The following is a 23,368-nucleotide window of genomic DNA, read 5'->3' as shown; positions in this document are numbered from 1 at the left end:
TCAAAGAAATCTGGGGATAATAGCGATCGAAAGGTCATTCTGTCATCGGAGTGCCTCATGTAAGGTGAAGCTATCAGCTTTCTCAGTAATCGGGAAGGAGGACCCACCGAATTATGGATGAATTCATTACAAACGTGCAGGAGCAGGAGAAGGCACTAGAGCAGATTCGCCACAAGCTGGCTTTGCTGCCTGACATGTCCGGCTGTTACCTGATGAAAAATAGTGAAGGTACTATTATCTATGTAGGTAAAGCCAAAGTGCTGAAGAATCGCGTAAGATCATATTTTATCGGCAGTCATAATGGGAAGACACAGCGCCTGGTGTCCGAAATCCGTGATTTCGAATATATCGTTACCGGCAGCAATATGGAAGCACTCATTCTGGAGTGTAACCTGATCAAGAAACATATGCCGCGGTATAACGTGTTGCTCAAGGATGATAAGACGTTTCCTTACCTTAAAATTACGAATGAAAAACATCCCCGACTCGAAGTGACCCGGCGGGTGCTCAAAGATAAAGCCAAATACTTCGGACCTTATCCGAATTCATATGCGGCACACCAAACGAAAAAACTGCTTGACCGGATGTATCCGTTACGCAAATGCGGCGTAATGCCGAAGGAAGTATGCCTGTATTATCATATGGGACAGTGCCTCGCTCCCTGTGTGCAAGAAGTGGGCAAGGAGCAGTATGATGAGATCTCCCAGGAGATCAGTTCATTTTTGAGTGGCGGGCATGAGGAGATCAAAAAGGATTTACAGCGCAAAATGCAGGAAGCGGCTGAGGATCTATATTTTGAACGTGCCAAGGAACTTCGGGATCAGGTCATTGCCATTGATGCGATGATGGAAAAACAGAAAATTACGATGGCGGATGCCAGAGACCGCGATGTGTTTGGTTTTGCCATTGATAAAGGCTGGATGTGTGTCCAGATTCTATATATGCGTCAGGGGAAAATGATTGAACGACACGTGTCGACGTTCCCGTTTTACGGTGAGGCATACAGTGACTTTATGTCTTACGTGACCCAGTATTACAGTGATAATCCAGCGTTGCCACAGGAGATTTTACTGCCGGAAATGCCAAAAGATATGGCAACTGATGACGCTGGTGCGGATGATATATCCGATGGTGATGGAGCGGTACCTGCGGCGGTGACAGCCGAGTCAGAAGAGACAACGCGATTGGCGCAAGATTCTGTGGTTGAGCTACGTGTTGCCGAGGCCCGTGCATCTTATGGTGATAGCCAACCCGAAGCAGAAGCGGAAGAAGCTACGATGGTTATCCTTGAAGACGCTGTTGCTCAGGAAGATGTATCGGCTGATAAACAGCCCCCAGGTCTTGAAGATCCTTCTCAAGTCGCAGCAGCATTGCAGGAATGGCTGGAAATCAAAGTCCACATTCCGCAGCGTGGATTGAAACGGCAGATGATCACCATGGCCGTGGATAACGCACGTGTGGCACTGGAAGAGAAGTTCCGCCTAATTGAGCGGAATGAAGAACGGACATCGAAAGCTGCTGAAGGACTGGGACGTTTTATTGGACTGGATCAGCTTCACCGTATTGAAGCGTTTGATAACTCGAACATCCAGGGTACCAACCCGGTATCTGCCATGATCGTATTTACCGATGGTAAACCGGATAAGAAGGAATATCGGAAGTACAAGGTCCGTTCGGTTGAAGGACCGGATGATTATGAAACGATGCGAGAAGTTATCCGTCGCCGTTACGAGCGGGTGTTGAAGGAAAACTTAACCCAGCCTGACCTGATCGTGGTTGATGGAGGCAAAGGGCAGATCTCAGCAGCCGTGGATATTTTGGAAAATGAGCTGGGGCTGTTTATTCCGGTATGCGGTCTGGTGAAGGATGCGAAGCATAAGACTTCACAGTTGATGATCGGCAACCCACCGGAAGTCATCTCCTTGCCTCGGGATAGTCAGGAGTTCTACCTGTTGCAGCGGATTCAGGAAGAGGTCCACCGTTTTGCGATTTCGTTCCACCGCGAGCAGCGTGGTAAATCGATGGTGACTTCCCGTCTGGATGCCATTCCGGGGATCGGAGAAAAGCGGCGCAAGCTGCTGCTGAAGCATTTTGGCTCTTTACGCAAAATAAAAGAGGCCAGCGTCGAAGACTTCCGGCCTCTATCTATTGGTGACAAGCTTGCGAATCAGATTATTGCAGCACTTCGTGATGAGGAGTCGTGACATACGGCTTCTCTTTTTGTTTTGGATTCATCTTATAGATGACATAACCAACGATGGCCGGAAGCACAATCCAGAAGAGTCCTGCGGAAATGTTCAGTGCATCACCCATGAAGATCAGGCTTAGCCCCATCAACAGGCTGTCAAAGATAACATGCGCGAATACAACGGCGATGAAGCCGTGGCGCAGCATGATCAGACTGAACAAAAGTCCGATGACAGTAAGCTCTATTGGACGTGTGATCACCGGATAGATCGGGTACAGGGTGTGTCCCAGAGCCCAGACCAATGTTGGGATAAGGCAGGCGATGAACGTATTTCGTACCACCTTCTGCATCATGCGAATCCCGAACAGGCGATAGACCGTTTCCTCACCGATCCCGGCCATCCAAGCCATAATCGGGAAGATCCAGGCATAACTCATGTTGTATGTGGACTGGTCAGCCGATGTTGTTGACCAGCTTCCAATACTGCGCTCCAGAATAAAGAACAGTACGGATTGCACACCCAGTAGAATCAACGCCCATAAGTAGCCTGTATACATACTGTGCAGTACATATTTGCCGTATCCGGGTTCTTTGGCCCGAGGCCAAGGATTCAGACCGATTTTGCGCCACATGCCGTCACCGGCAACGAGCGACAGATAGATGGTTGCACTCATAACCAGCGTTATCCCAGCTTGCATCACCATCAGGAAGGTCAGCATAAAATTAGATAGCCCCTGCGCCTGAAAGAGCGGGATCATGTTCAGTGTGCCAATCACGGAAGCCGCAAAGTATACCAAGGACAGAACGATTCCGCGTTTGAACGACGTGTTTGCCCTCGTCAGAATACTGTAGATGATCGCGAGCACGCCAAGCACAAAGGTCAGGAAAGCATAACCGCCGTAAGTCATCCAGTTGGCTTGCCGAGTCTGATTTTCTACATAGTCAGTATGGGAGTCAGGGACTGAGAAGACCGATTCGAAGGAGCGAACGGCTCCGTTTTCAAACGTAAAATTCAGTTCCAGCTTGGAATCTCCAATTTGCTTTTCATTATCTGTGTATTGCAGCCCCGCTTCTTCTTCACGGGTGTCCAGTTGAAGTTTCGGTACAGTATACCCGAATTCGCCAAGGACGCTAGCGGCAAGCTGCTCTTTTTCATTTAGAGAAAGGTTATCTTCAGCTAAACGTTGGGCAGCATTCACTTTGCTTTTGTCCTGCTCAGCCTCAATGGATGCATACAGGGAAGAAGGCAGTTCGCGCTTGAAACCGACAACTTTTCCTGTTCTCATATGTACGTCAACATTCAAATAACCGCCTTTGTCCTGATCGGGCAAACGAACGCGGTACACATCGTAAGGATAGGTTGTTTCCCATTTCTTGTTATAGGTTTCTAACTGTTTGGTTTTGGCCATATACCCATAAATATCGGAATGGGTTTGGTACGTCACCATCTCGTTTCCGGTATCCGTCGGAAGGGTATAATCAGGTAGAGAAGCTGCAAAAGATCGTGCCGACTCCGCCGCTTTCTCCTTGCTTATGAAGGAAGTAGACTGGATATCAGTCGTTTGCGATGAGGTGGCAGGAAAGATTTGAAAAACGAAAAACAGAATCAGACCAATCGCCGCAAGCAACCCTAAACGCTTGAAGTTAGCTTTGAGTACCAAAGGCTGCCCTAAGGGATTCATTTAATATTGTTCCTCCTTTATTAATGTGGATATTAAAGTAAAGATAGCACAGCCCAAGCCCCGAATGCCAATGGCGAAACGAGAAGTGGTGCAAATGCATGAAAACGAATGAAAATGATCGAAACAATCTGATCTATCCGTCGCCATATCTGAGTTTTTCCCTTTTTGACGGAATTCGATGCTATTTACACAAAAATCGTTTTGTGTACAAACGTCGCAGCGCTTATAATTTTGAATCAAATGTCCAATATTCCGCATGTCTTTAGGCTAACAAGGGAACGAATAGAAGGTATAAAAGGCATTCCAACCTAATGTATATGTATTACAGCGAAAATCATACATGTTTACGCTCCGAAATAGGGCTTTCAAAGGGCTTGGCTATTCCGTCAAGTGATATGGAAAAGCACTTCGGAGAAAGGCTCCACGTCGTGGGGTCATTTTCTTTTTGGCAGAGGTGGATGATACTCAAGTGAAAATGAATGTTCAATGGATGCGTCTATCGCCACCCCGAATTCTGGTCCTAGGGTTCGCGGGTATTATATTGCTCGGGACACTTCTGTTGATGCTCCCGACATCCAGTCGAAGCGGAGTCAGCCTTCCTTTTATTGATGCACTCTTCACTGCGACTTCTGCAGTCTGTGTAACGGGGCTGGTTGTGGTGGATACAGGTACTCATTTTTCGACGTTGGGTCAGATTATAATTGCAATCCTGATTCAAATTGGCGGTCTTGGCTTTATGACGATGTCGACACTGGTGGCGATTGCATTCAAACGGCGGATCTCTCTGCGTGAGCGGTTGATTTTGCAGGAAGCGATGAACCAGAGTACGATGGAGGGGATTGTCCGTCTTATTCGCAAAGTTGTGATCTACTCGCTCATATTGGAAGGCATATGTGGCACGTTGTTCGCCATTCGGTGGTCGTTTGATATGCCAATGGGGCAGGCCATCTATTATGGATATTGGCATGCCATCTCCATGTTTAACAATGCTGGGTTTGATATGTTCGGGGAATTCCGCAGCTTAACCGGGTATGTGTATGATCCGCTCGTGAATTTTACTGCCATGTTCCTGATTATTGCAGGCGGTATCGGTTTTGTTGTTCTATCTGATCTGGTGGAGTATCGGAGGACGAAGAAGCTTTCGCTGCATTCCAAAGTGGTATTGCTGACGACAGGTTTGTTAATCGTATTTGGCGCACTGGTTATTTTTGTTTTTGAATTCAGCAATCCCCGGACACTGGGTGGTTTGAACTGGGGTGGTAAAATTCTCGGTTCGTTCTTTCAGTCGGTTTCCCCAAGAACAGCAGGGGCGAATACGGTAGACATTGCTGGCCTGAGACAGGCAACGCAATTTTTCATCATTATATTAATGTTTATTGGTGCTTCCCCCGGTTCTACTGGAGGCGGCATTAAAACAACCACATTCATGATTATGGCCGGAGCTGTCTATGCCATGATGCGTGGACGGGAAGATATCGTCTTTTTCAGATATCGGCTCCTACAGGAACGGATTTTCAAAGCACTGACGATTACACTGCTTGCCCTGTTGCTCATTATTGCCGTTACGATGGTGCTTAGTACGACGGAAGACAGCAGTTTTTTGATGATATTATTTGAGACGACATCCGCCTTCGGTACCGTTGGTTTATCTATGGGGCTTACACTGAAGCTGACCACGATCGGCAAGCTTTTGATCTGTTTCACCATGTTTGCAGGACGTCTTGGACCAATTACGCTCGCGTATGCACTCGGACAGAAAAAGGGTAAAGAGTTGTACAGGTATCCGGAAGGCAAAATGATTATTGGATAAGGGGTTCGTGAAGAACAATGAAAACACAGCAGTTTGCGGTAATTGGGCTAGGGCGCTTTGGCTCCAGTGTGGCACAGGAATTAATGGAGCTTGGTTATGAAGTGCTGGGTATCGATAAAAATGAAGAAGTCGTCGAAGACATGAGTGAATTGGTCACCCATGCCGTCGTCGCGGATTCAACTGATGAGGAAGTGCTGCGCTCCCTGGGCATCCGTAATTTTGACTGCTGTGTTGTTGCCATTGGGGCTGATATCCAGACCAGTATTCTCACTGCTATTTTACTGAAGGAACTCGGTGTAAAAACAGTTGTGGCCAAAGCCATTTCAGTTCTTCATGGACGGGCACTGGACAAGCTGGGGATCGATCGTGTCGTTTATCCTGAGCGTGATATGGGAATTCGGGTTGCCCATCAGCTCGTCACCCCGAATCTGCTGGATTATATCGAATTGTCCGATGATTACAGTATTGTGGAGATGAAGGTTCCAGCCTGTCTGCATAATAAAACGCTGTCCACTCTGAATGCTCGAGTACGCTTTGGTTGCAGCATTGTAGCTCTGCAAAAGGAAGCCGGGGTTATCATTGCCCCGACTGCACTGGACTCGCTTCAGATGGGTGATATCATGGTGATTATCGGCATGAATGATGACATTGACCGTTTTGAGGAAGAAGTGATCAGCCAAGAGAGCTAGAGCTGAGTCTATTAAATGAAAGCAGAGCGTTGAGCTCGGCTGATTAATATGAATGCTAAGGCGTCGTAGTCCTCCGTGAGGGCAGCGGCGCCTTTGCTGTAAAGAGAGCAGCCGTTTCCCTGACCCACTGTCTGGAGGTTTGGCTGAGGTCTTCCTTTTCCCCATAGATCATGCAGGTTGTGCGCCGGGTCTGTTGCAGTTGCGGCAGATATACCGAGACAAGATCATTGTCCGCAAGCAATTGAGGCCGGAGATACGACTTGGGCAGCAGGGCTGCGGCTTTGCAGGTAGGCAGAAGACGGACAATCGCTTCAAAGGAATCAATCTCCATGCGAATATCCGGCATCACGGCGCAGCGCTGGAACAGATCGTCGGTCAATTTGCGATACCAGGTTCCTTTGGAGAACGTAATCATCGGCAGATCTTGCAAATGTTCCATTCCGGCTTCTTTACCCGATAGGGGATGCTTTAGGGGTACAACCAGCTCCAGATGATCATCAAAGAGCGGCACACAGTTTAGCCCGGCTTCACTTATAGAAGAGGCAACGATGCCCACATCGGCTTTTTTATCCCGGACAAAAGAGACGATTTCATGTGTTTTCCCCGTCACCAGCTTGATTTCGGCGTTCGGATGCTTCTCCATAAAGGCATTTACCAGCGGTGGCAAAGTGGTTTGAAGCGTTGTCAGACTGGCTCCAAGCGTAATGGAGCTTTGTTCTTCGTCCTTGTACTGGGCCAGCATGGTCAGAAATTTTTGTTGCTGCTGTTTCTGCTCTACCGCGAAAGTATAGGCGAACTGGCCTACGCTGGTTAATTCAAGTCGTTTACCACGGCGATGAAAGAGCGCTACGCCGAGCTCATCCTCCAATTTGGAGATTTTGCGAGACAGCGCGGGTTGTGACAGATTCAGCAATTTCGATGCACGGTTCAGACTGGACTGCTCTACAACCGCCGCAAAAGCGTTTAATTCCTCGAACATGAGCACTAACCTCTTTTCTAATGAACGTATGAACGTACTTTGCGTGAGGCATCTCCTTGTCAAATATTTCTCCATGTTGTATGGCCTGCACGACCGATGTTTATAACTTATACCTATAGGTTATAACATTTAATAATTATATTGCAATTCCCTTATAAGAAAAAAAGGAGTAACATGAATCGTGACACAAGTTGTTCACACCTGAAGAAAACGGAACAATTTGTCGAACCTTTCCTTGGGAAAGGTTTGTGTCATGATAAGCGAATTTTATTTATGAAAACGTTGTATTTAGCGAAAGGGGATCGACATTTTATGAAAGGGTTTTACTCCAGAAAGCTGCACTCCTTGCTTGGCGTCATTCCGCTCAGTCTGTTTTTCATTGAGCATATGGTGACGAACTTCTCGGCAGTTGAAGGCGGCAAAGAAGGCTTTAACGATGCAGTTGCATTTCTGAATGGCCTGCCGCTCGTGATTGTACTTGAAACGCTTCTCATCTGGTTGCCGCTGTTCTATCACGGTGTATATGGTTTGTACATTGCCTATCAGGCCAAGCCTAACGTGGGACGTTTTGGCAATGAGCGCAACTGGCGCTATACGTTGCAGCGCGTCAGCGGTGTCATTACGTTTGTGTTCGTCATCTGGCATATTTGGGAGACTCGTTTCCAGGTTGCGCTGGGGAATGTCACACACGAAGAGCTTGGCGGTGTCATACATGGCATCGTGATGAACCCGGTAACGTTTATTTTATATCTGATCAGTGTGGTTGCGGCATCCTATCACTTTGCCAACGGTTTGTGGTCGTTCCTGGTTAGCTGGGGAATTACCGTCGGTCCGCGTGCGCAGCGTGTATCTTCCTACATCTGCATGAGCTTGTTTGCTATCGTAGCCATCATGTTTATTGTATCGTTGCTTGCTTTCCGGAGCATGGATTTCCAGGTAGCCACTTCGATGATTGACGCAGTTAAGACAGTTCTGATTTAAGCATTTGGACTTTAAATGCTGACTTATAAGGGAGTGAACAGCAATGGCATCATCTAATGTAATTATTGTGGGCGGAGGTCTCGCGGGATTGATGGCGGCGATCAAATCGGCTGAAGCCGGAGTCCATGTTCATTTATTTTCACTGGTTCCCGTTAAAAGATCCCATTCCGTATGTGCCCAAGGCGGTATCAACGGTGCGGTAAATACCAAGGGTGAGGGCGACTCCCCATGGGTACACTTTGACGATACAGTATACGGCGGTGACTTTTTGGCGAATCAGCCTCCAGTCAAAGCGATGTGTGAAGCCGCACCAGGCATCATTCACCTGATGGACCGGATGGGCGTAATGTTTAACCGGACACCGGAAGGTTTACTTGATTTCCGTCGTTTCGGCGGAACGAAGCATCACCGTACAGCGTTTGCCGGTGCAACGACAGGACAACAATTGCTCTACGCATTGGATGAGCAGGTGCGTCGCTGGGAAGCGGCCGGTCTCGTGACCAAGTATGAGAACTGGGAGTTCCTGCAGGCGGTTATTGATGACGAAGGCATCTGCCGCGGCATTGTAGCACAGGATCTGAAAACGATGAAGGTACAGACGTTCCCGGCTGAAGCAGTTATTCTGGCGAGCGGCGGCCCTGGCATTATTTTCGGTAAAACAACCAACTCGGTTATCAATACAGGTACTGCCGCAAGTGCGGTGTATCAGCAAGGTGTAAATTACGCGAACGGTGAGTTCATTCAGATTCACCCGACAGCCATTCCAGGCGATGACAAGCTGCGTCTGATGTCCGAATCGGCTCGTGGTGAAGGTGGACGGATCTGGACGTACAAGGACGGTAAGCCTTGGTACTTCCTCGAAGAAAAATATCCGTCATACGGTAACCTTGTTCCGCGTGATATCGCGACGCGTGAAATTTTCAGCGTCTGCGTGGATATGGGCCTAGGCGTGAACGGCGAGAACATGGTATATCTCGACTTGTCACACAAAGATCCGAAGGAGCTGGATGTGAAGCTCGGCGGAATCATTGAGATCTACGAGAAGTTCATGGGGGATGACCCACGTAAAATCCCAATGAAAATTTTCCCGGCAGTCCATTATTCCATGGGCGGCATGTGGGTAGATTATAACCAAATGACCAACATTCCAGGACTGTTCGCAGCTGGTGAATGTGAATACCAATATCATGGTGCGAACCGTCTGGGTGCAAATTCCCTGGTATCAGCAATCTACGGTGGTATGGTAGCTGGACCGAAAGCAGTTGAATATATCAAAGGACTCAAAAAATCGTCCGCAGATATCAGTTCTTCCGTATTCGAAGGTTATACTAAGCGCCAAACCGATAAATACGAAGGCATCCTGAACATGCAGGGCAATGAAAATGCCTATGTCATTCACAAAGAGCTTGGCGAGTGGATGACGGCGAATATGACGGTGGTACGTTACAACGATAAGCTGGAAGCGACCATCGGCAAAATCAAGGAATTGAAAGAGCGTTACGGCAAAATCAACATGTACGACACTTCCGGTTGGAACAACCCGGGTGCAGCATTTACCCGTCAGCTGTGGAACATGATTGAACTGGCAGAAGCGATGACTTTGGGCGCACTGCTGCGTAACGAAAGCCGTGGAGCCCATTACAAACCAGACTTCACCGAACGTAATGACGAGGAATTCCTGAAAACAACGATCGCAAGCTGGTCGAAGGAAGGTCCGAAAATTTCGTACGAGCCTGTAGACGTTTCCCTGATCCCACCACGGATCCGGGACTACTCGAAGGATTAAGTAAAGCGAAATTTCGGTCTATTCATAAAGTTAAAGACTTAGCATCTTAACGGAAAAGCACTAGACACATAGAGGCAAAGCGTACACGGAGCTTCTCAATGTTACTGCCACCAGAATGAATGGAGTGCAGTTTCCAGCAAAGTGACCCTGCGTGCACGACGTAGCGGAGGAAGCGGAAATGCCCAGAAGAAGCGAAGCGCTCGCCTTTATCACCGGATTTTAACCCTGGGAAGGGTTGATAAAAAAAATCCGGGGATAACAGCGATCAGAAGGGCATTCCGCTGCCGGAGCGCCACCCGTGCACCAAAAGAGTAACTTTGTGCATCAGCAACACCAATCATCGTCACTCAAAGGAGGGGACAACGATATGACGGACACAGCTACAGCAAAAAAAACCGTCAAGTTTATCATCACCCGTCAGGACAACCCGGAGTCATCTTCGTACAACGAAGAGTTTGAGCTTCCGTACCGTCCCGGCATGAACGTTATTAGCGCCCTGATGGAGATCCAGCGGAACCCGGTTAATACAGAAGGCAAGTCCATTGCCCCGGTCTGCTGGGAATCGAACTGTCTCGAAGAAGTCTGTGGAGCATGCTCCATGGTCATCAACGGCAAGCCGCGTCAAGCGTGTGCAGCCCTGATCGACAAGCTCGAACAACCGGTTCGCATTGAACCGATGAAAACCTTCCCGGTGGTTCGTGACCTCGTCATCGACCGTACTCGGATGTTTAACGCCCTGAAACGGGTTAAAGCGTGGATTCCGATTGATGGTACCTATGACCTTGGTCCAGGTCCGCGGATGCCTGAGAAGAAACGTCAGTGGGCTTACGAGCTGTCCAAATGTATGACATGTGGTGTATGCCTCGAAGCGTGCCCGAACGTCAATGAGAAAACAGACTTTATCGGTCCGGCAGCTCTTTCTCAAGTACGTCTGTTCAATGCTCACCCAACAGGGGAGATGAACGCTGAAGACCGCTTGGAAGCACTTATGGAAGACGGAGGTATTGAGGGCTGTGGTAACTCGCAGAACTGCGTACGCTCTTGTCCAAAAGGTATTCCGTTGACTACTTCCATTGCCGAAATGAACAAACAAACAACCAAACACATGTTCAAACGCTGGTTGGGTGTGTAATCTAGTCATATTTAATGCAGAACTTCGGATCTGCCCATTAGAAGAAGTCGTGATCCTTGGCACATATAGCCTAAGATCCCGGCTTCTTTTTCTGTACTCGCAAAGGAACCGGGCTAGTCATGCAGAATATGGTATACTAAGGGGATGGATTTGGAGCGGAAGAAGGAGGGGGACGCATGGGAGAAACACCGCGTGAGGGCAGCAAGATCTCGCCGCCCCGGCGCTCACAGAATGGATCTGATTCGCAGGACTCCATTTTTCCCGGAGAGGAAAAGGATCATGATCCCTCCCGGCGCAGTTTTTTGCTGCGCATGATCATAATGACGGCGAGTGCCAGTATACTCACAGGAGGATATGCCTGGTTATGGGAGCCTCGTCATCTGGAGATCAAGCATGTTGAGTTGAAACTGCCCAAGTTTCCAAAAGCATTTGAGGGACTGCGTGTGATTCAGTTCAGTGATGCTCATCTTGGATTCCATACGGGGCTGAAACAAATGGAGAAGCTGGCTGAAACGATAAGGGAACAGCAGCCTGATCTGATTTGTTTTACCGGTGATATGGTTGAACGGGAAGCAGAACCGATGCGTGAATGTATTCCTGCACTGGCATCAATGCAAGCGAAGTATGGCAAATATGCCGTATTGGGGAACCATGATTATCGAGGCCAGCAGCAGCATGAAGTGGAGCTGATGTTTAAAGAGGCCGGGTTCACGTTGCTTCGAAACAGCCATGTTCTGATTGAACGAGGGGATTCACGTATTGCGATAGTAGGTCTGGATGACGCGCTTACGGGCAGACCTGATCCTGTTGTAGCAATCAAGGGGTTGAGTAGAGAGGTCTGGAAACTGCTGCTTATGCATGAGCCCGATTATGCAGACATTGCAGCACCTTACGGTTTCGGACTACAGCTCTCTGGACACAGTCATGGCGGGCAGGTGCGTTTTCCCTGGATTGGGGCACTGACTACACCAAGAGGTTCACTCAAGTATATTCAAGGGTTATATTACGCTGGGGATAAGCATATGCCAGTCTATGTGAACCGAGGTTTTGGCATGACCCAACTGCCGATTCGCTTTTTGTGCAGGCCGGAATTGACGGTTTTGGAACTAAAGGGTTAGCAACATAAAGAATATAGAGCATAAAGGGAGGTTAGCCAGATGGAACGAATTGCGATTGTATCCGATATTCATGGCAACATGACTGCTTGGGAAGCGGTATTAAAAGATATTCGGAGTCGCGGATTGAAGCGAATCTTTTGTCTTGGCGACCTCGTTGGCAAGGGGCCTGATCCAGTACAGGTTGTTGATCTGGTGAGAGAGACATGTGAGCAAGTTATCCGTGGCAACTGGGATGAGTTGGTTGCGGTTAATCAGGACAATGAAAATTTTACTTGGCAAGCGAAGCGGCTGGGTAAGGAGCGATTGGCATATCTGGAGAGCTTGCCGTTTACCCACCAATTAGAGCTGAGTGGTCGTACGATCCGTCTGGTGCACGCATCTCCCCAAAGTGTATATCACCGTGTACAGCCGTGGGATGAGATTGAGAAGAGGTTGGCCATGTTCGATCCTCCGGCAGATGAACCTGAGCTTGGTATGGCGGATGTCGTGGGATATGGGGATGTGCATAATGCATACTTGCAATTTATGAATGGAAAAATGTTGTTCAATGCAGGCAGCGTGGGTAACCCGCTTGATTTTACCCAGGCTTCTTACTGTATTCTTGAAGGAGAGAACAGCAACGATCGGAACACCCCGTTCAACCTTCAATTTGTAAGGGTGCCTTATGATATTGAGCAGGAAGTAGAGATTGCTCAGCAGGCTCAGGTGCCTTCGCTTGATTTTTATATCCGAGAGCTTCGTACAGGCGTTTATCGCGGGCTGCAAACGGATTAGTTATGTCAGGAATAAACCGCTGTAATGAATTGGCATACTAATGTTCGGGCTACTGAGCGGGTATTGTGGAGTATAGTGATGTTATTGTTTATCCATGTATTTTATTTGCGCCGGATCATCCTCAGAGCATGCTTGTCTTACCGGACTAGAACCCGTTAGGCAAAAGGAGCGATTGTCATGCTGACCCGAAAAATGCTGGGCCAAGGATTGCCTGCTTTATGGACAGAGCGCCTTGTTCTTCGATCATTACGTCAGAGTGATTACAGCACGTTGTCGGAGCTGTTTTCCGACCCGCAGGTGATCCGTTATGTAAACAGGGGGAGTCAGCCCACGCCAATCCGGGCTCGGCGATTATTGAATCAGATCCGCAGCAGCAGTGCCAAGCTGGATTCATTGCATTACGGCATCTGCTGGAAAGGCAGCGAACAGATCATCGGCATCACTTCATTCCAGCATTGGAACGACCAGAATGGTACCGCACAGATCGGATATATTCTGAACAGGTCCTGCTGGGGTAAGGGAGTCGCGACTGAGGCAGTGCAGCGTTTGCTGGAATTCGGTTTTGCCGAGCTTAATTTGTGTAAAGTAGAAGCCCGCTGTTACGAGGCAAATGTATCATCCGAACGGGTTCTTTGTAAAAGCGGTATGATTTATGAACGGACCCTGCCCTCATTTGTTTTGAATCATGAGGATGGTGAGACGCCGGAAACCCTGCTGGATGTTAAGGTGTATAGTCTCTATCGTGAACAGCATGTCCGTTCTCATTGGGAAAATCGCCTGCAAACGTTGGTATCCGACAAGCACGAGTAACATAGAATAGAGTATATTGCATAAATCCAAAGAGCGTATTTCAATCAGAAAAATATAGATCGAAATGTTTCTATTCGTCTATTTTTTTACTCGGAAGCGAGTTGGGTCGAATTATGCAAAATGCTGAAATTAAATGAAACAGCAGAGGTTTGAAACGAACTTCAATTATTTGTTACACAAATGAAATATAGCTGCAATTGAACTCTAACAGACAGCGGGTAAACTTATCTCATGACCCCCTTTTTGATAATAGATAATGCTGTTGGGACCCGCGCTTAGCGGGTTCATTTTTTTTGTCTGTATAAGTTTAACTATGGAATTTCTACACCAACACTCCGATGACAGAACTACTTTCTGTTATCGTGTAAATATTTATTGAACTTATATAACATCTTTTATATTAGGATACAAAGAAAAACCCTCACAGCGTTTTTTTACGCCGTGAGGGCTATTGTGGTGCTCTATGTTTAAAACGGTACAACTTGCATTTGTTTCTGCTTGAAGTATACCCATTCGGTGAATCCAATCTCTTGCAGACGTGTACAAACGTCATCCAGTTCATCAGCAACACGCTGCGGTTTGTGGGCATCCGATCCGAAGGTCACCTTCACTCCGTAATGATGCGCACGCTCCAGAATGGCATCGGAAGGGTACCAGCCCCCACTGAGTTTGGTTTTACCCGATGTATTAATTTCAATAGCCACGTTCGATTCTGCAATGACCTGCAACGTTTCATCGATGGCTTGATCCGCGATAATATCCGAGAAAGGTGGATAATTTCCTTTCATGGCATCAATATGTCCGAGAATCTGGAACATTCCGCTTCGGGCTGATTGCCGAATTAAAGCATAGTAACTCTCTTTCACTTCAACCTTACGTGCATTGCTTAATCCGTTCCAGCGGGTTTTGTTGAATATGCTGACATCTTCCGTATGATGAACTGAACCAATAATATAATCAAAAGGATATTGCCCCAGTGTATTGCGATACAAATCGGCATGGACGGGGAAATAGTCAGATTCAATGCCAAGCAGCACATCAATTTTGCCCGCGTATTCTTCCTTCAGAGCCAGTACTTCTTCCACGTAATGATGCAATTCCGACTTGCCCATCGCGATCCGGGGAAAAGCCTGTTCTTCGTCACTACCGAAGTAAGGTGTATGATCTGAGATACCGATGACCTGAAGTCCAGATTGAATACCTGCCTCAATATAGTCGCGAATATTGCCGTCTGCATGACCACAACGAAAATGATGGGTGTGAAGATCAAATTTCATATGGAAATCCTTCCTTTCTCATGGCTCATTTATCATTCTGAACTGATGAACTGGGTCTCCGGCATGCCTTTGAGATCGCTCAGGAATTGCTGCATGGCCGAATTCACATAACGACTTGATTTGTAAATGACTCCGACAGGGTGACTGACTTCCAGTTCACTCAGTGGAATCATGCGCAGTGTGCCTTGCCGCAACTCGTGGGCAACGGATTGTTTGGATATAACGGCTGCCCCGAGATTAATCTCAACCATCCGTTTTACTTCCTCGCTGCTCGACAACTCCATAACGATATTGGGCTCAATATTATGTTTTTTGAAAATGCCTTCCGTAAAGCGGCGCCCCACTGTATCCGGAGATAGCAAGATCAGAGGTGTGCTGCGCAGGACATCCACCGCGGCATGCTTTTGCTTCGCCAGTGGATGGAAAGGAGATACCACAAGCTCGAAAGTATCATAATACAGCACAGACGTATTCAGGTTAGGATTACGCTCTGTAAGATAACCGATACCGATATCGACCATACCATTCTCGACCTGAGTATAGATCTGGGAGGAAGGCAGGGATTGGATACTGGTCTTGATGAGTGGAAATTGATCCTGAAAGTAGGATAAGACCCGTGGCAAAATCTGAATGGCAATGGATGTGGTTGTACCGAGTCTGATATGTCCCTGAGGGGTCTCATCGAGATCCATCAGCTTCTGTTTCAGCTCCCCCACGATGTCCAGCATACGTTCGGCATGTTGAAGAAATACCTGTCCGCGATCGGTGAGGGTGACCGGTTGGTTCCGATCGACAAGAACGGTTCTGAATTCATCCTCCAAGCTCTTGATCTGGGCGGAGACGGCGGGTTGAGTCAGATTTAGAAGTTCTCCGGCTTTGCGGAAACTCATCGTTTTCGAGATGGTAATCAGCGTCTCCAGTTGACTGATATTCATGTATGGCCTCCTTGCACGTAAAATGTCTTCTGTCTATCCATAGGTGGAATCCCGTAACTGGTCATTGTTCCGTTCCTTAAATTATAGGTGATTCAGGACAGCAGGGCAATGAAGGGAACATCATGGATTTGGGGAGGTCCATTAGAACGAGAAATTAATTTTATTTCAAGAAATTAAATTTTTAACATTTTAAGAAACAGTAAAAAAGTCCTAAATGCCTTTTGCCATGCCTCTCTATGGCAATTGTTCTTGCAACAGATGCGAAAAGCCTCGTTTTTTCGCTAGAATCAGCTATAAACATTTGCCCCGCCGATGACGATAAATTATAGTACACATGCCTTACCGAATTCTTGGTGAATTCTTGTACGTGATAAAGTATAATAAATTTATTGAATATGGGACTTTTGGTGTGTGACCAATAACCCAGTGTAAGGGGGACATTAGACAGTGAAAGCGGAAGTGATTAATCCTTTCCTGGAATCCGCACGGAACGTATTCGAACAGCTCATCCAGGTTTCGCCTTCCACCGGGAGTCTTGGCGTGAAAAATGTGGAGTACATTGCAGACCATGTCTGGATCGTGATCGGAATGACTGGACAACTGAGCGGAAACATCGTGTTTGGAATACAAGAGTCGGTAGCATTGAAAATCGTTTCTGCCATGATGGGCGGCTTTGTCATTACAGAAATGGACGAAATGAGTAAAAGTGCTATTTCTGAACTTGGCAATATGATTAGCGGCAATGCAAGTACCATCCTGTCCAATCAGGGTGTCGTTGTTGATATTACACCTCCACAAGTGATGAATTCTGAATACGTGAGTTCTTTTAGTGCAACGAAGGCATTGAGCATTCCTTTGCTGATGGACGGAATCGGTGAGATGGATATTCAAGTGATGATCTCGTAGAATAGAACCATACGCCTCTTGGGGCAATATGTGTTCAATACGGGAGGACATCGGGTATGTTGAAAGATCAGGTTGTTTTTATCACAGGTGCGTCGAGCGGAATTGGTGCGCTCTGTGCACAGATGCTGATAGAAGAAGGAGCCATCCCGATTCTGGCTGCCCGCTCGCGGGACAAGCTGGAAGAGATTGGTGCTTCGCTGAAAGGGCAACATGAACTACTCACGTTAGATGTAACGAATACTGAGCAAGTTCAGACAGCCGTGGATGCGATGTTGCAGAAATACGGACGAATCGATATTTTGCTGAATAACGCTGGTTACGGAAAATTTGCAGCGATGACGGATATGTCTGTGCAGGAATTCGATGAGATGATGGACGTTAATTACATGGGCATTGTTCGCTGCACCAAGGCAGTGCTGCCGCAGATGTTACAACGAGGCAGAGGGCAAATCGTGAATGTAGCTTCCATGGCTGGCAAGATCGGAACTGCAAAATCCGCTTCATATACGGCAACCAAACATGCCGTACTTGGCTTCAGCAATGCCCTGCGCCAGGAACTTCGCAAGACCGGAGTCACGGTAACGACCATTAATCCCGGACCCATCGATACACCGTTCTTCCAACGGGCAGACCCCTCCGGTAACTATGTTAATAATGTACGCTGGATGATGCTGAAGCCGGAAGAGGTTGCGGGGCATATGATCCGGGCGATGAAGAAGCGCAAGGAAGAAGTGAATCTGCCCAGACTGGCTTCGGCTGGAGTGTGGCTGTATCAGCTATTTCCGCGTCTCGCTGACAGGCTGTCGCACGGAGTAATGAATCAGAAGTAAGATGCAACAATGGGCATCATATATCGGATAAAAGAAGGGCTCCGCCGAGGGGCTTTTCTTTTTTTTGTGTGCAAAGACATGTTTCATGAATAAGATTTGGTCCGCAGGCTTTTTTCGCATATAATGAAAGGTAATGTGATGACAGGCTTCGGTTTTATTAGTACAAGCAGGGCTAGAGCATCAAAACGAATAAATTTAAAGGATGGACATACATGACGAATCAAACATTTGCTTCAATTGGCGTAGAACAGGATCTTGAGGCTGTACTCGCCAGACATGGCATCAACGAACCTTCACCGGTACAGGCACAGACAATCCCGGTTATTTTGGAAGGTCGCGATGTGGTTTCAAAATCGCAGACGGGAACAGGCAAGACGCTCGCCTATTTGCTGCCACTGCTGCAATCCATCAAAAGTGATGTAAAAGGGACACAGAAGCTCATCATAGCTCCTACACAAGAGCTGGCGATGCAGATTGTCCGCGAGGCACAGCGCTATGGAGAAGAACGCAAAATTGGCGTTCTGGGGCTAATTGGCGGCGCCGCAGTAAAACGTCAGATCGAGAAGCTGCGTGAACACCCGGAACTGGTTGTAGGAACGCCAGGACGTCTGAAGGAACTGATCACGCTGAAAAAGCTGAAAATGCACAACGTCTCCACGATCGTTATTGACGAGGCAGACCAGGTATTCCAGCTCGGCGGGGTAAGTGACGTGGACTTCGTATTGCGCAGTGCCCTGCGCGACCGTCAGCTCATTTTCCTCTCAGCAACGATTGATGAACATACCGCAGGACTTGCGAAGCGGGAGATGAAAGAGCCGGTACAGATCGGAATTGAACCGGACCGGGCAACTGCGGCGGGACTGGAGCATTTTTATTTTGTAGAAGAAAACCGCAACAAAATTGATATGCTGCGCCGTCTGGTTAGACAGTATAACCCGGATCGTGCCATCGTCTTTGTGAATGCTACCGAGGATATTGGCGAGGTTGAAGCGAAAATGAATCATCTGGGCTTCTCGGCAGCTGCGCTGTATGGAGATGCTGACAAAGTGACCCGCAGCAACGTGTTATCCGCTTTCCGTAACGGGAAACTGCAACTGCTGATCGCGAGTGAGGTTGCAGCCAGAGGACTGGATATTGAAGGTTTGCCGATGGTCATTAACTATGATCCTGCATTTGATTCGGAACACTATGTTCACCGTGCAGGAAGAACAGGTCGTATGGGTCGCAGTGGTATCGTGTTGTCGATCGTGGACGAAACGCAAATTTTCATTATGCGCAAGTTTGCGCGGGAACTTGGAATCGAATTGCCGGAACGTGTATTGTTCGGGGGTAAAGTGCTGGAGGCTGATCCGCGTCCGGATACGCGGCCTGAAGGACATTCTTTCTCCAGAAAACCAGGGCAGTCCCGGGATCGTAAACCTGGTCAGGCCAGCCGCAATGGCGGCGCCAGAACTGCTGCTTCGAATCAACGTCCGGCGGGCGGCAAGCCAGCTGGCAATACAGGCAGAACAGAACGGGACCAGGATCGTAAGAACAAGGGCGCTCCTAAATGGAGTAAAGGTAAAGAGCCACGCTCTGAAGAATAAAACCTGACGAAAGAGGTGCAGGGATAGATGGAAAACGTTCAACCACCCGTATTGAAAATCAACGGGCTAAGCGGAGGATATAGTGCCAAACGGCCCGTCCTCCACGGCATCGATCTTGAAGTTGGACGCGGAGAAATGGTCGGACTGATCGGATTAAACGGTGCTGGCAAAAGTACTACGATGAAGCATATTTTAGGATTGATGACCCCTCAACAGGGAGAAGTGCGGGTCATGGGCAAGAAGCGGGACGAAGATCCACAGGTATATCAATCCGCCATGGCCTTTGTACCGGAATCTCCTGAGCTGTACGACGAGATGACAGTCATGGAGCATCTGGAGTTTACGGCCAGAGCATATGGCGTTTCTGAGGCTGATTTCAAAAAGCGTACGGAGAAACTGCTCGACTTGTTCCGCATGAATGAGAAAAGTACCAGTCTGTCGACCCACCTGTCCAAAGGTATGCGGCAAAAGGTCATGATCATGTGTGCTTTTGTGGCGGGTCCGCCACTCTATATCATTGATGAGCCTTTCCTGGGACTTGACCCCCTCGGAATCCGCTCTTTGCTTGATTTTATGCTTGAAATGAAGGCTTCGGGATCATCCATTTTGTTGAGTTCACACATTCTGTCCACCATTGAAAATTACTGTGACCGTTTTATTGTCCTGCATCGAGGACAGGTCATTGCTCAAGGGACGCTGAATGAGCTGCGTACTCAATTCGGGGAATCGGATGCCACGTTGGAGCATATGTTCTATTCCCTTGTACAAGGCAGGGATTAAGCATGGATCTCAAGCAGTTATGGAAGCAAAGACGTACGGGATTCTGGAATGGAATTCTTCCTTATCTGGGTTATGTCATTCAGAGCGGCGTAGCCATGGTGTTCTTATTTCTCGTCATTGCGTTCTCCGCCTGGTATACATCGTTTGTACAGCACATTCCGGCGGGATTTCCGATTCGATGGATTACGCTGCTGTTGTTGGCGCCACTGGTGCTGTTTAGCAGCTATCGTACATATCTACATCCGGCAGACATCGTATTTTTACGTCCGCAGGAATATCGGATGCACGAATATCTGAAAAACAGCTTTGCTCGTGGCATTATCTATAAAACCTTGGGTATGCTGCTCGTATTTGTAACGTTGTGGCCGCTCTATGTTCGAGCAGATCAGGATGCAAGGCCATTTGGCTGGTTTATCCTGCTTCTTCTGTTGTGGAAAGGGTTATCGAGCTTCGGGGCTTGGCAAGAACTACGCATGGTGCAAATCGGTGCCGCTAGAGGATATCGTTTGCTGCGGTGGGCTTTGGCTATACTGGCGATTGCCGCCTGGTTGTGGCAGCCTCCACAGCGCAGTATCTGGTTCCTGCTGCTGCTGGCCGTCGTTTATATCGTTGCTCTGCGTATCCCTCTGAAACATCGGGTTTCATGGGAGCGTCTCATTCAGGTGGAGCAGGGCCAGGCTGGCCGAGTGATGCGTACGCTGGGATGGTTCGTAGATGTGCCTTCATCAGGCCAAAAAGTAAGTTCTCGCCGCTGGCTCAGCAAATGGGGGAGTGGCCTCCCGTGGAACGCAGGGAAAGCCTATCGCTATCTGATCACCAAAACGTTCATCCGAACTGAAGTGTTCTCTATCGTTGTGCGCTTGGTTGTACTGGGCATGCTGCTGTCCTGGTGGACGGCAGGCAGTTATTTCGGGATTGGTGTATACCTGTTCTTCCTGCTGCTTGTGGGTGTGCAACTGGGTGCACTGCGTCGCAGTCATGGTGAATCGTTCTGGATTATGATTTATCCCATCTCGGGAGAAAGTCGTCGTTCCCAGGTGCTGGGGTTCATCTCGAATCTGCATGCACTGACTGCCTTGCTCATGTGGCTGCCGATGCTGGTTGCGGGATGGAATGGACTGAGCATGATCGGAGCAGCACTGGTTCTTGGTGTGCTGGTCATCTACTTGATGCGACGTTCTCAGGGCAACAAGTGGTTGAAGGAAGAAGAGGATGAATGAACGATCGATCGAGCGTGTGACTAGTTAACGTTCAATGGCAACGCCGACTAGGGACGCTTGCGTAACATAACAAAAGAAGGGTATTCCGAGCTGTATCCCGGAATACCCTTCTTTGTGCTGTCAGCTTACCTTGTTCCGACTCCTGGTGAGGACGTATGAACTAACAGAGGAATGATTTTGTGATAATGACGAGCAAGATGAACAGAACGAGAATGGCACCTGTATTTGTAAATCCTCCTCCGTAACCGTAACCGCCGCATCCATAACCGCCTCTTGTTTCTTCAACTACTCCAGACATGGTCATTCCCCTTTCAAGTGGTGTTGGGCACGCCCTTGCGTACATCGTATATTATGTGCTTTGGGGATAGGCTGATTGGGCCGTTGCCCGGTAGAGCCTGAAAATTCATCGTTTTGGGCCTTTGCCCGTCAAGATAGCCACACGTTTTCAAAGCGGAACACAAAATACCCCTTTATATCGAGAGACATTCATCAGGATACAAAGGGGTTCGTATTTGAGTCAGGCAACGGATGCAAGTCCGCTCCCTGACTTATTTATTTGGATTAGCATTACTGCATATAAATTAAGTTGTCTGTAGATCCAAAACTCCACGATAGATCGTGTCGAACAGATCTTCCAGTCCGGATTCTTCAATACAGGAGAAGGCGATTCGCAGATCCGCCTCACCCAGCGCAATCGTACCGACGCCGTATTTCTGTAGCAAATGGGTCCGGAGCTGCTCTGCGCCGACATCCTTCAGCTTCAGGCACATGAAGTAACCGGAGTTGAACGGATAGTAATCCCATACCTCACCGTATTTACCGCTATCGAGGATGGATTTTACTTTGTTGGCGCGGCCTTTCATGATTTCAAACTTCTCCAGCTTCTGTGCTTCGAACTCAGGTGCTTTCAGCGCATCCAATACAAAAGTTTGGGAAGGATGCGGACCACTGGAGATGGTTGCCCGGATAATACCGAGTGTTTTTTGCTCCAGAGCATGGAGAACTGCAGCATCTTCATGGGCGTACGTGATGAATCCAACGCGGAAGCCCCATACGAATTCTTCCTTCGTGGCACCGTCAACTTTAACAGTTAACACACGTGGGTGGAGGTTCGCCAGTTTGCCAAACAGGGATTCGTGAATGGAATCTTCGAAGAAGAGACCAAAGTAGGCATCATCTGTCACAGCAACGACGTTCACACCAGCCTCAGCCGCTTGATGGATCGTATCCACGATTGCATCTGCTTCTTCGGCTCCAGGCGTATAACCTGTCGGGTTGTTCGGGAAGTTCAGCAGCACGATGGCTTTGCCTTTGTCCTTCTGCGCAAGCAACGCTTCGAGCAGGCCAGCACTGTTGAAGTTCAATTGATCATCGAACAGGGGATAATGAACTAACTCGCCATGACGACGAATTCCGAAGGTCAGCTCATAATTTTCCCAGTTTTTATCCGGATATATAACAGCGTCCCCTTCTTCGGCGAACAGGTCGGCTACGATACTCAGTCCATGAGTTAATGCGTTAGTCACAATGGGGTTACCAAATGTTTTACCTTCAAGGGAAGGTGTTTCCTTCAGCATCTTGTCTCTCCATACGGTCCGCAACTCAGGCTTCCCTGCAGGCGGAGCATAAGGGTACAAATCTTTCGGTTGGTATGCGGACAGCTTATCCTGAATAACAGCTAGGTGCATCGGCACACCGCCCTCCAGAGCAATACCAATCGTAGCATTGTAGGTTTTGGCCAGACTTGCTGCTTCAGCAGACTGACTCAAGATACCTTCTTTTGGAAAATAGATTTCTTTGCCGAGCTGCGACAGCATGGAGTAGACGTGACTGCTGCCTGCCTGAATACTTTCGTTCAACTGTTCAGCCAGTGGATTCATTCTTT

The 23,368-nt window shown here is 48.1% G+C and carries 20 protein-coding genes; 14 read left to right on the top strand and 6 right to left on the bottom strand.

Going from position 1 to position 23,368, the window contains the following annotated elements; genetic code table 11:
- The first annotated feature begins 113 nt into the window (after positions 1–113).
- Positions 114–2,204, top strand: a complete 2,091-nt coding sequence (gene uvrC, locus PTQ21_RS31120) for an excinuclease ABC subunit UvrC (RefSeq protein WP_274568418.1) — start codon at positions 114–116, stop codon at positions 2,202–2,204.
- Here uvrC and PTQ21_RS31115 read toward each other — a convergent pair.
- Positions 2,173–3,870 carry a CPBP family intramembrane glutamic endopeptidase gene (locus PTQ21_RS31115; protein ID WP_274568417.1) on the bottom strand — a complete coding sequence of 566 codons (1,698 nt, stop codon included), beginning with the start codon at positions 3,868–3,870 and terminating at the stop codon, positions 2,173–2,175. The two genes, uvrC and PTQ21_RS31115, sit on opposite strands and share 32 nt — an antisense overlap.
- Positions 3,871–4,345: 475 nt before the next feature.
- On the opposite strand from PTQ21_RS31115, the gene PTQ21_RS31110 reads away from it, so the two are divergent.
- Both PTQ21_RS31110 and PTQ21_RS31105 read left to right on the top strand, forming a co-directional pair.
- The gene (locus tag PTQ21_RS31110) at positions 4,346–5,680 is read left to right on the top strand and encodes a TrkH family potassium uptake protein (protein ID WP_063566174.1); all 1,335 of its coding nucleotides are present in this window, start codon (positions 4,346–4,348) and stop codon (positions 5,678–5,680) included.
- Positions 5,681–5,697: 17 nt separating this feature from the next.
- Entirely contained in the window at positions 5,698–6,369 is a 672-nt protein-coding gene (locus tag PTQ21_RS31105; protein WP_274568415.1) for a potassium channel family protein, read from the top strand.
- A gap of 55 nt (positions 6,370–6,424) precedes the next feature.
- On the opposite strand, the gene PTQ21_RS31100 is transcribed toward PTQ21_RS31105, so the two are convergent.
- On the bottom strand, positions 6,425–7,348 hold the full coding sequence (locus PTQ21_RS31100; protein WP_274568413.1) for a LysR family transcriptional regulator: 924 nt from the start codon (positions 7,346–7,348) through the stop codon (positions 6,425–6,427).
- 312 nt (positions 7,349–7,660) lie between these two features.
- Here PTQ21_RS31100 and PTQ21_RS31095 point away from each other — a divergent pair, with 312 nt between their 5' ends.
- From PTQ21_RS31095 to PTQ21_RS31070, 6 genes are all read left to right on the top strand, one after another.
- Positions 7,661–8,329 (top strand): succinate dehydrogenase cytochrome b558 subunit, encoded by a 669-nt coding sequence (locus PTQ21_RS31095; protein ID WP_063566173.1) that lies wholly within the window; start codon positions 7,661–7,663, stop codon positions 8,327–8,329.
- A 43-nt stretch (positions 8,330–8,372) separates the two neighbouring features.
- Positions 8,373–10,115 carry a succinate dehydrogenase flavoprotein subunit gene (gene sdhA / locus PTQ21_RS31090; RefSeq protein ID WP_063566088.1) on the top strand — a complete coding sequence of 581 codons (1,743 nt, stop codon included), beginning with the start codon at positions 8,373–8,375 and terminating at the stop codon, positions 10,113–10,115.
- A 367-nt stretch (positions 10,116–10,482) separates the two neighbouring features.
- Positions 10,483–11,247 (top strand): succinate dehydrogenase iron-sulfur subunit, encoded by a 765-nt coding sequence (sdhB, locus tag PTQ21_RS31085; RefSeq protein WP_063566087.1) that lies wholly within the window; start codon positions 10,483–10,485, stop codon positions 11,245–11,247.
- 176 nt (positions 11,248–11,423) lie between these two features.
- Positions 11,424–12,365: a metallophosphoesterase gene (locus PTQ21_RS31080; protein WP_274568409.1), complete on the top strand. Its 942-nt coding sequence runs from the start codon at positions 11,424–11,426 to the stop codon at positions 12,363–12,365.
- Between the two features lie 39 nt (positions 12,366–12,404).
- Positions 12,405–13,139 (top strand): metallophosphoesterase family protein, encoded by a 735-nt coding sequence (locus PTQ21_RS31075; RefSeq protein ID WP_274568408.1) that lies wholly within the window; start codon positions 12,405–12,407, stop codon positions 13,137–13,139.
- Between the two features lie 177 nt (positions 13,140–13,316).
- On the top strand, positions 13,317–13,949 hold the full coding sequence (locus PTQ21_RS31070; RefSeq protein WP_090810516.1) for a GNAT family N-acetyltransferase: 633 nt from the start codon (positions 13,317–13,319) through the stop codon (positions 13,947–13,949).
- Positions 13,950–14,416: 467 nt separating this feature from the next.
- Here PTQ21_RS31070 and PTQ21_RS31065 read toward each other — a convergent pair whose 3' ends face one another.
- Both PTQ21_RS31065 and PTQ21_RS31060 read right to left on the bottom strand, forming a co-directional pair.
- Positions 14,417–15,226 carry a histidinol-phosphatase gene (locus PTQ21_RS31065; protein ID WP_274568406.1) on the bottom strand — a complete coding sequence of 270 codons (810 nt, stop codon included), beginning with the start codon at positions 15,224–15,226 and terminating at the stop codon, positions 14,417–14,419.
- A gap of 32 nt (positions 15,227–15,258) precedes the next feature.
- Positions 15,259–16,161, bottom strand: a complete 903-nt coding sequence (locus PTQ21_RS31060) for a LysR family transcriptional regulator (RefSeq protein ID WP_063566083.1) — start codon at positions 16,159–16,161, stop codon at positions 15,259–15,261.
- A gap of 447 nt (positions 16,162–16,608) precedes the next feature.
- Here PTQ21_RS31060 and PTQ21_RS31055 point away from each other — a divergent pair, with 447 nt between their 5' ends.
- The 5 genes from PTQ21_RS31055 to PTQ21_RS31035 all read left to right on the top strand — a co-directional run bounded on the left by PTQ21_RS31055 (position 16,609) and on the right by PTQ21_RS31035 (position 21,483).
- Positions 16,609–17,067, top strand: a complete 459-nt coding sequence (locus PTQ21_RS31055; protein WP_063566082.1) for a chemotaxis protein CheX — start codon at positions 16,609–16,611, stop codon at positions 17,065–17,067.
- A gap of 56 nt (positions 17,068–17,123) precedes the next feature.
- A complete protein-coding gene (locus tag PTQ21_RS31050) occupies positions 17,124–17,897 on the top strand; it encodes an SDR family NAD(P)-dependent oxidoreductase (RefSeq protein ID WP_063566081.1) in 774 nt (257 codons plus the stop codon).
- Positions 17,898–18,109: 212 nt separating this feature from the next.
- Positions 18,110–19,483, top strand: coding sequence for a DEAD/DEAH box helicase (locus tag PTQ21_RS31045; RefSeq protein ID WP_072735468.1), 1,374 nt, complete (start codon positions 18,110–18,112; stop codon positions 19,481–19,483).
- 27 nt (positions 19,484–19,510) lie between these two features.
- Positions 19,511–20,263, top strand: coding sequence for an ABC transporter ATP-binding protein (locus PTQ21_RS31040; protein ID WP_063566079.1), 753 nt, complete (start codon positions 19,511–19,513; stop codon positions 20,261–20,263).
- A 2-nt stretch (positions 20,264–20,265) separates the two neighbouring features.
- Positions 20,266–21,483: an ABC transporter permease gene (locus PTQ21_RS31035; protein WP_274568404.1), complete on the top strand. Its 1,218-nt coding sequence runs from the start codon at positions 20,266–20,268 to the stop codon at positions 21,481–21,483.
- A 160-nt stretch (positions 21,484–21,643) separates the two neighbouring features.
- On the opposite strand, the gene PTQ21_RS31030 is transcribed toward PTQ21_RS31035, so the two are convergent.
- Positions 21,644–21,781, bottom strand: coding sequence for a hypothetical protein (locus PTQ21_RS31030; protein WP_162842448.1), 138 nt, complete (start codon positions 21,779–21,781; stop codon positions 21,644–21,646).
- A 283-nt stretch (positions 21,782–22,064) separates the two neighbouring features.
- Positions 22,065–23,363, bottom strand: a complete 1,299-nt coding sequence (locus PTQ21_RS31025) for an aminotransferase class I/II-fold pyridoxal phosphate-dependent enzyme (protein ID WP_063566077.1) — start codon at positions 23,361–23,363, stop codon at positions 22,065–22,067.
- Positions 23,364–23,368: the final 5 nt, after the last annotated feature.

The organism is Paenibacillus marchantiae (assembly GCF_028771845.1).
GTDB classification, from domain to species: domain Bacteria; phylum Bacillota; class Bacilli; order Paenibacillales; family Paenibacillaceae; genus Paenibacillus; species Paenibacillus marchantiae.
The sequence above is the reverse complement of the archived record's forward strand: the minus strand, read 5'-3'. Positions and strand labels throughout refer to the sequence as shown.